The organism is Providencia sp. 21OH12SH02B-Prov (assembly GCF_027362595.1).
Taxonomy (GTDB): Bacteria; Pseudomonadota; Gammaproteobacteria; order Enterobacterales; family Enterobacteriaceae; genus Providencia; species Providencia zhejiangensis.
The window spans coordinates 526,207-539,192 of record NZ_CP114796.1; the positions used below are offsets into that span (position 1 = coordinate 526,207).

General features: G+C 39.9%; 11 protein-coding genes and 1 pseudogene. 8 read left to right on the top strand and 4 right to left on the bottom strand.

Translation table 11 applies throughout. The annotated features are described in order from the left end of the window. Positions 1-72: 72 nt before the first annotated feature. Positions 73-448 (top strand): annotated as a pseudogene (gene tnpA / locus O7C57_RS02470) (IS200/IS605 family transposase). A 245-nt stretch (positions 449-693) separates the two neighbouring features. Here tnpA and yegD read toward each other — a convergent pair. After that, positions 694-2,046, bottom strand: a complete 1,353-nt coding sequence (gene yegD / locus O7C57_RS02475) for a molecular chaperone (protein ID WP_269723569.1) — start codon at positions 2,044-2,046, stop codon at positions 694-696. A gap of 74 nt (positions 2,047-2,120) precedes the next feature. After that, on the bottom strand, positions 2,121-2,774 hold the full coding sequence (locus O7C57_RS02480; protein WP_154622006.1) for a CPBP family intramembrane glutamic endopeptidase: 654 nt from the start codon (positions 2,772-2,774) through the stop codon (positions 2,121-2,123). A 281-nt stretch (positions 2,775-3,055) separates the two neighbouring features. Between O7C57_RS02480 and O7C57_RS02485 the strand changes: the two genes are divergently transcribed. The 3 genes from O7C57_RS02485 to O7C57_RS02495 all read left to right on the top strand — a co-directional run bounded on the left by O7C57_RS02485 (position 3,056) and on the right by O7C57_RS02495 (position 7,602). After that, complete coding sequence (locus O7C57_RS02485) at positions 3,056-4,276, top strand: nicotinamide mononucleotide deamidase-related protein YfaY (RefSeq protein ID WP_269723570.1); 1,221 nt, start codon at positions 3,056-3,058, stop codon at positions 4,274-4,276. Positions 4,277-4,303: 27 nt separating this feature from the next. Beyond that, positions 4,304-5,001, top strand: a protein-coding gene (locus tag O7C57_RS02490; protein WP_269723143.1) for an IS1 family transposase whose coding sequence is annotated in 2 segments (ribosomal slippage) — positions 4,304-4,553 and positions 4,553-5,001 — 699 coding nt in all. Because the reading frame shifts where the segments join, the coding sequence is not laid out codon by codon here. Positions 5,002-6,174: 1,173 nt separating this feature from the next. Further along, on the top strand, positions 6,175-7,602 hold the full coding sequence (locus tag O7C57_RS02495; RefSeq protein WP_154621993.1) for an SPOR domain-containing protein: 1,428 nt from the start codon (positions 6,175-6,177) through the stop codon (positions 7,600-7,602). A gap of 1 nt (position 7,603) precedes the next feature. Here O7C57_RS02495 and O7C57_RS02500 read toward each other — a convergent pair whose 3' ends face one another. Together O7C57_RS02500 and O7C57_RS02505 are read right to left on the bottom strand one after the other, a co-directional pair. Then, positions 7,604-7,948, bottom strand: a complete 345-nt coding sequence (locus tag O7C57_RS02500; RefSeq protein ID WP_251464729.1) for a thioredoxin family protein — start codon at positions 7,946-7,948, stop codon at positions 7,604-7,606. 24 nt (positions 7,949-7,972) lie between these two features. Further along, positions 7,973-8,431, bottom strand: coding sequence for a hypothetical protein (locus O7C57_RS02505; protein WP_196713671.1), 459 nt, complete (start codon positions 8,429-8,431; stop codon positions 7,973-7,975). Between the two features lie 827 nt (positions 8,432-9,258). Here O7C57_RS02505 and O7C57_RS02510 point away from each other — a divergent pair. Genes O7C57_RS02510 through O7C57_RS02525 form a run of 4 tightly spaced genes read left to right on the top strand, consistent with a single transcriptional unit; the run spans position 9,259 to position 12,920 of the window. Further along, positions 9,259-10,227, top strand: coding sequence for a siderophore ABC transporter substrate-binding protein (locus tag O7C57_RS02510; RefSeq protein ID WP_269723571.1), 969 nt, complete (start codon positions 9,259-9,261; stop codon positions 10,225-10,227). A gap of 3 nt (positions 10,228-10,230) precedes the next feature. Beyond that, positions 10,231-11,193 (top strand): ABC transporter permease, encoded by a 963-nt coding sequence (locus tag O7C57_RS02515; RefSeq protein ID WP_154621989.1) that lies wholly within the window; start codon positions 10,231-10,233, stop codon positions 11,191-11,193. After that, complete coding sequence (locus O7C57_RS02520) at positions 11,180-12,163, top strand: iron chelate uptake ABC transporter family permease subunit (protein WP_154621988.1); 984 nt, start codon at positions 11,180-11,182, stop codon at positions 12,161-12,163. The genes O7C57_RS02515 and O7C57_RS02520 overlap by 14 nt, the downstream gene beginning before the upstream one ends. A gap of 1 nt (position 12,164) precedes the next feature. Then, positions 12,165-12,920: an ABC transporter ATP-binding protein gene (locus tag O7C57_RS02525; RefSeq protein WP_154621987.1), complete on the top strand. Its 756-nt coding sequence runs from the start codon at positions 12,165-12,167 to the stop codon at positions 12,918-12,920. Positions 12,921-12,986: the final 66 nt, after the last annotated feature.

The window sequence follows — 12,986 nt, forward strand, 5'->3', positions numbered from 1 at the left end:
AATTTGTGAGACGATAGCCGAAAGGTAATCCATGCTAAAAACATCCTCTTATTCACCACAAGTAAAGAGGAAATCACAGGGGTTTATACCGCGGTCATCATACGGTATTGGCGTTGCACATATCATCGAGTTCGAACGCCTAAATATCGTTATAAGATATTGAAAGTAACGTCGATAGAACAATTTATATTCTCTGCAATATGAAGGGCAGTGAAGTGCTAGAGCTAAATGTTCAGCCAGAGCATGTCCATTTTGTTGCCATGATCCCTCTTCAGTTATCAATTTCAACCCAAATGGGAGTCCTGAAAGGATGTAGTGCAATAATACGTGATAATCGATTGCTCCCTATACGTAAAAAACGCTGAAGTCACCATTTTGGGCTAGTGGATATTTTGTTGATACGCTGGGGAGGAATGGCGTTATTATCACGCGTTATGTAAGGTATTAGGATAAAGTTGCTCAATAACTTGAGCAACAAATGGCATTGCTAGAGGATTAATCAGGAATACAGCTACCTTATCGGGAATCAATGTAACGCCACCTTTTTAGAGGTGGCATTTGACTATTGGTAACTTCTGGAATCGGTTTTTTCTACTTTTTGAACAGAAAACCAAGGGATTCATTTAATCATGATCCCCTGTGACCAAACTGGATTATTCTGTCGATAGCAGGCTAAATGCTATTGTCACCTGTTTATTTAAAACAGATTTCAGCCCAACGAGTAAGACCTGCGGTAACGGAACCAAAATCATTCCCGCGAACAATCGGAATATTGGGGAGCTGTTGCTGGATAGCTTGGCTTAAAACTGGTGATTGTGCTGAACCTCCAGTCATAAAGATAACATCAGGCTGAACTCCACCTTGGTTGACCGCCTCTTTAACCAATTCAATCATTTTACTTTTTGGTGATTCGATAGATTCGACCATTTGGTCACGATGAATATTAATTTCTAGCGTTTCATTGGTTAATGGAATGCAAGCCAAATAATTTTCATCGTTAGATAAGGCAATTTTAGCTTCTTCAGCACGGCGAACGAGGCTATAGCCTAAAGTGTCATGATAAACTTCGATGAGGCGAATTAACTTTTCTGGTTCTTGTGCATCTTGTCTTAAACGATTGAGAGCGGCGAAATTTTGTTTCGCATAAAAATCTTTTTGAGCTTCTACGTTATTGATCGCGATAGGGTTCCAAAATTGAGAAATTGGCATTTTAATCCCTGACACTGTTTGGCTGCTCATACCAAACTGATCCATTAATTGCTTTAACGCCAAATAGATATCAAGGTCATTACCGCCAACCCGCTGGCCGCTGTGCGCTAATAAACTCTCGGTACGATCTGTTTTATGACGATAAGTTGGCCCCATTCTGATCAGTGAGCAATCTGTGGTACCACCGCCAATATCGACAACTAATACGGTCTGATCTTGGTGTAAAGTCGATTCATATTCTAGACCTGCGGCAACAGGCTCAAATTGGAAGGCGATATTTTTAAAGCCTGCTCGTTTTGCCGCTTTTACCAAAATAGCTTCTGCTTGCTGGTTGGCTAGTTCGCCACCTCGGCCATGAAAGTTGATGGGGCGGCCAATAACAGTATCAGAGATCCTCTGCTGAAGGTGTTGTTCCGCTTTATATTTAATATTGGCCATCATCGCACACACTAAGTCTTCAAAGAAACTGATCTGAACTTCGTGTAGGCCGGAGGCACCGAGAAAGGATTTGGGGGATTTGACATAATAAACATCGCGAGGATCTTTAAGGTATAAAACCAATGCTGCTTGACCAAATACAATATCTTCAGGCGCTAATTCAATACCTTCTTCACGGTTATAAGCTAATGAACGTCTGAGAATTTGCTCTCCTATTGCATCCGATGGCGTGATATTTAGATGGCGAAATAGATGTTCAGAAACAGATTCTCGAGTAGGTGCACAAAGGGTTGAAGGAATATAAGCGTTATCGCCTTCTAAAGGTAAAAGAGTGGGGGTTCCTTTATCCATGATTGCGACAGCGCAGTTTGATGTTCCATAGTCAAAGCCAATAAACATGTTGCCTCCAATGACCTTCGTTGCATATTGAAAAGGCGGCAAACTTTACCGGAAGCAGTGCATAATTACCACTATTAAAATGACATGGTTGACATGAATAATACCGCCGCTGTGTTATTTAACGCATGGAGTAATATTGGTGCAATGAGTGTGCGAGTGTGAATTCTAACGTGACAAAAAATAGCCCCCATTATCATGAGAATAATAAAGGTGCTGAACGAGGTATATTGCGAGTGTACAGAGGAAAACAAAAATGAGGAAGCGAGGATAGCGAGCCATTTTCCTCTCGCGCCATACCACATGCCAGCATTGAGTAAAAAGCCCCTAAATATAATTTCTTCACCAATAGGTGCCGCAATAATTAAGGCGATTACATAAAGGAAAAACACCAAACCACTAATATGGCTGACGCTTTTTACCCACTCTTCTTCAACACCGAATAGTGCATTCAGAAACATCAGTCCGATTAACGCAAAGATGGGGAGTATGAGTGCTTGCCAGTCAATTTTACCAATAGGCATAAGGTTGAATCTCTTTTGGTAATAAGACCAACAAATTAAAGCGCAAGGCAACATCAACAGTATTGAAATAAATGGAAATGCATATGCGGAAGTTAACAAGTTATTCGCATCTGGCATCAATAGAACGAAAAAGGGTGATAAATACCAAGCAACAAATGCGCTGAGACAAATGAGTGAATGAGCGATGCGACTCTTTGGCGGATTCATAGATAAATATCCTTTTTCGTATAACGTGATTATTCCGTTGGATTTCGGTTTGGTAATATACGTAAATTTAAGATAAATTCACGTTATAAATAAAAATTTATGAAATATTTTGCGATATAGGTTGCTTAAATCATCGAAAATACGCCTTTCCACCATGCTGTCAAAAGAAAACGACTGACAAAATAAATCAAAGGGATATGCATTAAATACTTATTTGAGTGAGCGCAATTATGGGGTAGCTTAGTAAAAATTGTTATACATTCACAAACAGGGGTTCATGGATGCTAATTGTTGAGATGTTAAGTACTGGGGATGAGGTATTACATGGCCAAATTGTGGATACTAATGCGGCTTGGCTAGCAGATTGTTTGTTCCAAGCAGGCTTCCCATTGAATGGGCGAGCAACGGTCGGTGATGATCTAAATGATTTAGTACGAACTTTACGCGAACGAAGTGAACATGCAGATATTTTGATTGTTAATGGTGGATTAGGTCCGACCAAAGATGATTTAAGTTCTCTGGCGGCAGCAATGGCGGCAGAAGTGCCTTTAGTTGAACATGCGGAATGGATTGCCGTGATGGAGCGCTATTTTGCATCCCGAGAGCGAGTGATGCCAAAAACAAATCGTAAACAAGCGCTATTACCAGAAGGGGCGGAACTCGTGGATAACCCTGTTGGTACAGCATGTGGTTTCGCGATGGAACTTAATGGATGCTGGTTGTTTTTTACGCCGGGGGTGCCTTCTGAATTTAAAGTGATGGTGCATGAGCAAATTTTGCCACGGCTACGTCAGCGATATCCATTTCATGAAGCTCCGCTCTGTTTGCGATTAACCAGTTTTGGCCGTAGTGAAAGTAGTTTAGCAAAACAGTTTGATCAGCTACCTTTACCTGACGGGTGTGTGCTTGGTTATCGCTCGTCTATGCCGATTATTGAATTGAAGCTGACGGGTCCTGCAACATTAAAAGAGCAGATGTTAACTCAGTGGCAAGTGATTAAAGATGGTGTTGGCGAAAATTTGGTTTTTGAGGGCACCGAAGGTTTACCAAGTGTGATCTGTCGAGAGCTAAATGCGAAACGAGTTAGCGTTGCTATATGTGAAGAGTTTAGCGCTGGATTGCTGACATGGACGTTAAATTCTGCATCGGTGCCACTCAATGGCGGGAAAGTGATTGGTCAACAAGAAGATCAATCCTTATTAACGCTGATAAGTCATGCTCGTGAAATGGCTAAACAAGAAAATACGCACATCGGTTTAGCGGTGGGTGGATTCCATGATGGATGTTTATCATTAGCATTATACACATCTGAAAAAAGCTATGCCCAGCGTGTGCGTTATATGCCAAGCAATCATAGTACTAAGGTAAAGCAGGAAGTTAGCGTCATGTTAGTGTTAGATATGTTGCATCGTTGGCTCAATGAACGTGAAGTTTTTGGTCAATATGAGTGGCTAGAACAATCAGAAACAGGTCATGTATTCAATCTGGTGATTAATCTGTAATATAGGGTAATTTATCGGAGAATATTCATGGCTAAAGTCGATGTAAGGTGCCCATTTTGTCAACAAACTCCCTCAGTGAAAAAACATGGCCTAGGGAGTACAGGTCATCAACGTTATCGTTGTCAAGACTGCTGCCGAAGCTTCCAACTCGACTATGAATATCGTGCCTGCCAGCCCGGTACCAAAGATAAAATTATCGACCTAACGATGAATAATGCCGGTATTCGTGATACCGCTAGAGCCCTTCATATCAGCATTAATGCGGTTGTTCGCACTTTAAAAAACTCTCGCCGAAGCAGGTAACCTCTTTACCCCTTGATAATCTGCACATTGAACTCCTTTGCGAAGTCGATGAACAGTGGTCTTTTGTGGGTAATAAGAAGCAACAACGCTGGCTTTGGTATGCGTGGGAGCCCCGCCTAAAACGGATAATTGCTCATACGTTTGGTCGTCGAAACAAAAGGACTCTTCACCAGTTACTGGCTTTACTGTCTAGGTTTAATGTGGCTTTTTGGTGCACGGATAAGTTCAGTGCTTATGAGATATTGCCCAAGCAGAAACATGTGGTAAGTAAGTTTTATACGCAACGAATAGAAAGAGAGAATTTGAACCTGAGAAACCGCTTGAAGCGCCTTAACCGTAAGACGTTAGGTTACTCGAAGTCACCTGAAATGCATGACAAAATCATCGGTACATTCATTGAACGCGAATACTACCTATTATGATGATCTCTATATTGAATACACGACCCAGAAACATTAATAAAGTAATCTAGGCTATGCGCTGTGTTTGGTATGAAACAACACAGCGTTTATAAAACGCCCCTTCATAATATCAAACGAATAATATCTATCTATTATTGAATTTTTAAATTTTTATATTATATAACATCATTGTCATTGGTAGTTTTACTTAATGGTGAGTTTTAATTTTAACTTATTTAATGACGTAAATGAGGTGATGAGATTTTATTTTTTTATTCTCAATGAAGGAGGAGAATCGATTATGCAACATAAAATGTTAGCCACTTTATCAGCGTAATGACTTTAATGGGCGTGAATTGTTTTTTAAATGAGGGTCAATATAAGTAAAATATATTTATATTGTTTTAATAAATCACATTTATTATTTCAAAAGATATTAATTGTGATTCTTTAAAGCAACTAACTGTTAATTAAGATAATTATTTTATTTTCTTATTGTGCTTATTTGGCGAGTTAAGCATGGTATGAAAATATTGAATGAATATTAGAAAAGACAGAAGGCTAAACGAAGAATATCTTATTAAAAATAGATGATTTTATAATAATTCATTGTATTATCATTAGGCAATGCAGTATGGTTTACTGCAAGCTAATCGCGATTATAAACAAAGAAACATCTCTGTAATCAGATGATGTGGCTATTTAGGTGAACGCACAAATACGGATGTAGAGATTCTATCGATATAATAGGGCAACGGGTGTCTATTATGCCATATCACAGGGAGCCATCAAATGGAGAGCGATTCAGAATGTATTTAACAGACTCTCATCGTGAGAAGATAGAAGGAACGATAACCTCTAATATGACATTGTGTAAATATACAGTTGTCCGCAAAATGTTATCAAACTTATGGCAGAGCTATAAATATAAATTAATAGAAACAGATTGAACGAATCCGTTCACTGCTATGGTTTAGCAATTGTATTTTGGTGTGTTAACAATGAAACCAGTGAATGACGTAGCTATGGGCTAGGTAAAAATTATCGTTGTTTGGTCTTCACTTTTTCTTATTTATAAGACAAGTATGAGAATAATGCATCGTTGAATGTGACAACTGACCTTACAAATAACGTTTAAATTGATTACCGATGTGCATGTCGTTTATTTCTACATTACTTATTTGGAATTATTTCATGTTTATTTCACAGCATCATCGCAGTATCGTTAAATTTGCTATTTTATCTATCGTTTTAGGCAGTAATTTTCTGAGTAACTCCATTGCACAGACACAGAGTTCATCGGTTGAAATGACTCATGATAAAGGTGTGCAATTAATTAATGGGGATGGCGTTCCTGTTGATCTCGTTAAAGGTCGTTATTATATTCATCAATCGGCGGTACAGGGATACCCGCTAGGGCAACTCCATTTAGGCATTTTATTTTATTTTGGCGATGGTGGAATACAAAATACGGCCTGCGCCCAATGGTGGTTAGAAAAAGCGTCACACGCGAAAGGAGAAGTGCATGACCTTGCCAAAAATTTTCTTGCTGAAATTCGAGCAGAAACTGCAATGTTATCACCCGCATCTCGCGCGCTCATTGCAGAGCCTGATCTGAAGCTTTGCCAACAATTACCGGAAATGACAAATAAAGGTATTGGGAGCAACCCTTTTAAAATAGAGCCAATTCGTCAGCCAAAAATTGATCTTGCGTTAGTGCAAAATGCCATCATCTCAGTACCGAAATTTAATCCCACTTTAGCACCACTAAGGTATGAGCAATTTCAGCAAAAATTTTCTACCCTGCCTAGTTTCATTGAGGTGATTCGTGCGAGTGGATACCTATATCATGATGCATTGAATCAGTTATCAGAACACGGGAAGTTACTTGCACATCATATTTTTAGTCATCAACAAAAAGAAGAGACCCAAATAGCTAACCATTTACCTGTAGAGCCGCTTCAGCCTGTTGAGGTTGCACGCAATCTTCCAAAAAAATCAGCACAAACCACAACCCTAGAGCCCTCATTGTCTGAGCAGCAAGGAGAGCCAGCGAATAATGCGGCGCGGCAAAGCAAACGATTAGTACAGGGAGTGATTGAAGGGGAGGGTGTGGTGTCTGACCCAATAGTGGAACCCTTACGTCATGATGATGAACAAACACCAGAGACAAAACTCATTGATTTGGCTGCGACACTTCGTAAGTTACCTGAAAATAAGATATTACATGTCACAATGAAGCCAGAGGAAGAAACGGCCAAACAGGATAACTCTTCTGCTATGGTAAAAACCGCGAAAGTCGAGAATAAGCCATCATCAACGATAAGCCCAGTGTATAACTTAGGAGGTGAGCTGCGGACAGCTAGCGCTTTACATTATACGTTGCAGCTTGGCAGTGCGAGTTCACCCTCCGGTCTATATGACCAAGCCCGTCGCCATAAATTATCGAATTATTTAGTGTATGAAACTGTGCGCAATGGGCGTCAATGGTATGTTTTGGTTTATGGCGAATTTGCTAATTTATCGTCAGCAAAACGAGCGTTGAAGACTTTACCCGCAGCCATTCAACGTGATAAGCCATGGGTGCGTAGTTTGCGACATGTCCAATCGGAATTGCATTAATTTATTCCGTCGTGAGTGCGGATTGTATTTTTGTTGTGGCATGCTGTAGTGAGACTTCGCCTGCCACCACCGTCAGTAAGCGTGAATCTTTAAATAAGGCAATTGAGGGCACCGATCGAATACCGTAGATAGGTGCCAATGTAGGAGACTGAGCAATGTCAACGATGCCAAAATGAATAGCAGTGCTATTTAGTTGTGTCGGTAATTGCTCAAAGATAGGCCGCATATTTTTACAAGGCTGGCACCAAGAGGCGGAAAAATACACAATGGCGATCTGCCCAGGCTGTTCTGGATTTAAGAGAGCACGATTAAAACTGCATTGATCGAGGTGTTTGATGATCGCCATAATGGGGTCTATTTTACCTAAAATTTAATGATCACTCGGTAAATCGAAAATATGTTCGCTAAGATTATCGACAATAGTGTTAGGTAAGCAAGAAATGCTAGTGAGAAATTTATCTTTTTGATACACATTGACTTCTGCTTCATGCTTTGTGCCTAAATATGCAGAGGATATGGTATAGGTGTAGTGACCGTTACGAAAATCCATCTCATAGATTTGCGCAGTACCCGTATCGGTATCAGCACCTTTTGGATTGAAATAGCGCGCCACTAATTGTTCTGGCTTTCTCTCCATAGTGATATCCGGTGTTTGGTTCAGTTTACCAAACTGATAAATATACTGCCCATTCACTAAACTGACATTGACCTTTTTTTGATTTTTATTGACACACTGGAAGACAGTAACAGTATGGGAATTCGCAAGAGCAATGGGAGAAAGTAATCCTAAAGAGAGGGTAAAACACACTATATTACGGTAAGTTAGCATAATGAATCCTAATATTCTTATTGTGTAAGGGGAGCATTTAACGACTATAAACATTATCAGACGGTTTGATTAACTTGTTATATAACTGATGAGTTTATTTTGCTACAGCTAATTTATGCTGACGCCGTTTTCAGATAAGTTGATTAGCGACCTTTCAATACTATTTTGAGTCGGAATATATACCGCTATTAGAGGGAAATACCGTTTATTGATAAAACGCTTTTCGACTTTTAACAGGGTTTATTCTCAATCTCGAGTGTATTATTTAGAGGGAGCTATGATTGATATCATTACATCGTAATATTGTTTGAGTGTTATATTTTAATATCACTATGCATGATTTTTTATTAGAGAATGGATGCGAGTTTCAAGTGTGTGAGTAGCAAGATTGCATTGTCCTCCAATAGCCCTGACGTGAGCATCGCTATCGTAGAAACGGTTGTGCTATAGGCAATATGGCCCAGTGTGTTGTTTCGATTTTTATTAGTTTATATCCCTCCTTTTTGTATTCGATGATGATTGATCCGCTGCGGATAGCCTCAAAGTACTTATATGTTGCGAATAAGATCTATTTTAGGAATTTGTGCGTTCGCTACCATTTCTTTTGAATGCAAATGTAAACTAATATCATTTGTACTAAGTACAAGGTAAGATAGCACCATTATTTGTGATATGGGTGAAATCGGCGGGTTACATCATAAGTTCAAAGCTTGTTTTTGTGATGTTACTAACCGTGTTGAGCATGCGATGTGTTTAATAAATCAGGTCGGCTCATCACACCTAAAGCGATAACTCTCATTATTTAGAGTATAGATGGAGGAAATTGGATGTTTGTAAAATCATTAACTTCGGGGCTAGTTTTACTGTCGGCCTTAGTGCTGGCGGGTTGTGATCAATCTAAAGAAAACAAAGAAACCTCAGCGGCGGCTGAGAAACAAACGATCACGATTGAGCATGCTCAAGGTAAAACAGACGTTCCCCGCCATCCTGAAAAAGTCTTCGTGATGAATATGGAAACCCTAGATATTATGGATGCACTGGGTGCTCCAGTCGCGGGTCTTCCACAAACTAACGTCCATTTACCCAAATTCTTATCTAAATATGGCGGCCAAGAATATACCAATGCAGGGACATTGTTCGAACCTGCTTATGAAACCATTAGTAACGCTCAACCAGACCTCATTTTAGGTGGTAGTCGTGCTCGTGATGCATACGATAAACTGAGTGCGGTTGCTCCCACCATCTCAATGGATATTGATAACAAACGTTTTATCGATAGCTTAACAGAGCGCACGACTGAATTGGGTATGCTGTTTGGCAAAGAAAAAGAAGCTGAGCAGTTAGTTGGTGATTTCAAAGCAAAAATTGCGGATATCAAAACGAAAACACCAAATGCAGGTAAAGCTATGGTGATTCTAGTGAGTGGCGGTAAAATTTCTGCTTATGGTCCTGGTTCACGTTTTGGCTTTATTTTTGATGAGTTAGGTTTTGAACCTGCTTATGTGTTCGGTGAAGACACAGGCAGACACGGTAATATTGTTAACGCAGAATTGCTGGTCAAACTGAACCCAGATTGGTTGTTTGTGATTGATCGTGATAGTGCAATCGGTCGTACTGATGCGCAGCCTGCTGCACAAGTATTAGATAATGCATTAGTAAGAAAAACATCTGCATGGGATAAGCAGCAAGTGACCTATCTTGATCCAACTGCGGTCTATATCGCTGGTGGTATTCAAACTTATTCTCAGTTAATGGATGATGTTAATAACGCACTGGAAAAAAGCCAAACAAACTAATCAATGAAAACGCTTTATCTATTTTTTGGAATTATCGCCTTATTGGTATTAGCGGTGATCAGTTTGTTTATTGGAGCGGGTGACGTGTCACCCGTTTCACTTTTCACTGACCCCGAGATGCAAGACATCTTTTTTATCAGTCGAATTCCTCGAACCGTTTCTTTAATCTTAGCAGGCAGCGCAATGAGTGTTGCTGGGCTTATCATGCAACTTCTCACGCAAAACCGTTTTGTTGAGCCTTCATTGGCTGGAACCACTCAATCAGCGAGTTTAGGCTTACTGTTTGTCATGGTGTTGTTCCCAACTGCGGATATCATGACAAAAATGGTGGTTGCGAGTGGGTTTGCTTTGTTAGGCACTATGCTATTTATGATCCTGTTGCGCCGAGTGATTTTAAAATCTGCTCTGATTGTACCGCTTGTCGGTATCATGTTAGGTGCGGTGATTAGTGCTCTCACCATTTTTACAGCTTATACCTTTGATTTATTGCAGGCATTAAGTGCTTGGATGAGTGGAGATTTTTCTAGCATTATTCAAGGTCGCTATGAGCTTTTATGGCTAGTCGGGTTGCTCACATTGCTTGCGTGTTGGATTGCGGATAGCTTTACAGTGGCTGGAATGGGGCGTGAATTTGCTATCAATGTTGGTTTAAACTACCGCAAAGTGATGACGATTGGGCTCTCTATTATCGCGTTGATTAGTGGGGTCGTCGTCGTTGTCGTGGGCGCGTTGCCTTTCTTAGGACTGATTATTCCTAATCTTGTTAGCTTAATTATGGGCGATAACATTCGTAAAACACTGCCGTGGATCTGCCTTGCCGGTGGAGGCTTAGTGTTGCTTTGCGACATTATCGGTCGATCAATTCGCTATCCATTTGAAATACCCGCAAGTGTTATTTTAGGTGTTATCGGCGCCGTGATTTTCCTTTTCTTATTATTGAAGCAGCAACGTTATGCAAAAAGTTAATGCATCAATTGCATTGCCCAAAAAGGGTATGACACCACGACAAAGGATATGGATTTTACTGGGGCTATCGGTTTTAGCGATTGTGCTATTTATGACGATTAACCTAGGCAATAACCTCGCTTATATACTGCCGCATCGGGGTTATATGGTACTGACAATGATTCTGGTTGCATTTGCTTCCGGTGTATCGACGGTACTTTTCCAAACGATTGCTAATAATAAAATTTTAACGCCTTCCATTATGGGGCTAGAGGCGTTATTTATTTTATTACAATCCATCTTTGTCTTTTATACCGATATTTTTCCTGCATCATGGCTATTAAATATTGGTAAGTTCTTATTAGAATCTTCGTTATTGGTTCTCTTTTCGGTATTGCTTTATCGCTGGTTATTTGTGTCAGCTAAACTCAATATCAACCTTGTTTTGATGGTAGGTATTATTCTTGGGACCTTATTTCGCAGTACTGCTACGTTATTGCAGAGACTGATGGATCCTAACGAATTTTCTATTCTACAAAGTCGTATGTTTGCGACCTTTACACGTGCGACACCTGAGCTAATTCTCTTTACTCTCATCATTACGCTTGTTGTCGGCATTCTATTATGGCGCATGCGTTATTGCTTTGATGTTTTGGCGCTTGGTCAAGCGAATGCCATTAATTTAGGTATTAATTATCGTCATAAAGTGACGGTGATCTTGCTGCTTATCTCCATACTCGTCGCTATTTCGACCGCCTTGGTCGGGCCATTAACATTTTTAGGATTAATGGTGGCGAACTTAGCTTATTTTATTAGTGGTAGTAGCCAACACCGTTATCTATTGCCTGTCTCTTTCTTGTTGGGGGTAATTGCGTTAATTGGTGGGCAATTGATCCTAGATTATGGTTTGAATATGGCGGGTACGCTATCTGTTGTGATCGAATTTATCGGCGGCATATTCTTTATTTATATGGTGTTAAGAAGGTTTTAGTATGATTGAAATTAATCAGATATCGAAAAGTTATCAGGATACTAAGGTCTTAGATAACATCACAACAACCATTAAAAATAGTGGTATTACGTCGATTATTGGGCCGAATGGGGCCGGTAAGTCGACACTGTTGTCTATTATTGGTCGCTTATTAATGGCTGACTCCGGTCATGTCAAAGTGAATGAATTAGATGTTGTGAAAACGCCAAGCGATAAATTAGCAACTTACTTATCTGTATTACGTCAAGAAAACCAGTTTGCTAGTCGCCTTACGGTTGAAGAGTTAGTTGGTTTTGGCCGTTATCCTTATACCAAAGGGCGCTTGACCGTCGAGGATAAAAAGAAAATCGACGAGTCGCTCGCATTCTTAAATCTCTCTAATTTACGTCATCGCTATTTAGATGAGTTATCGGGCGGTCAGCGACAACGCGCTTATGTTGCAATGGTCTTGTGTCAAGACACAGAATATGTGTTATTGGATGAGCCGTTAAATAACTTGGATATGAAGCACTCTGTGATCATGATGAAGTTATTACGTCGCGCAGCGGATGAACTAGGTAAAACAATTATTTTAGTTATCCATGATATTAACTTTGCGTCGGTTTATTCAGATCATATTTTGGCCATGCGGTCTGGGGAGTTAGTTTATCATGGCACGCCCAAGGATATTATGAAGGTGGACATTATTGAGGATATCTTTGATACACCAATAGAAATAAAATCGGTGGATGACAAACTCATTGCGATGTATTACTAGCTTAATTCCTTAGTTTCTATCGTATAAAAAATAACCTCTATCACCGGTTCGGTATAGAGGTTATTT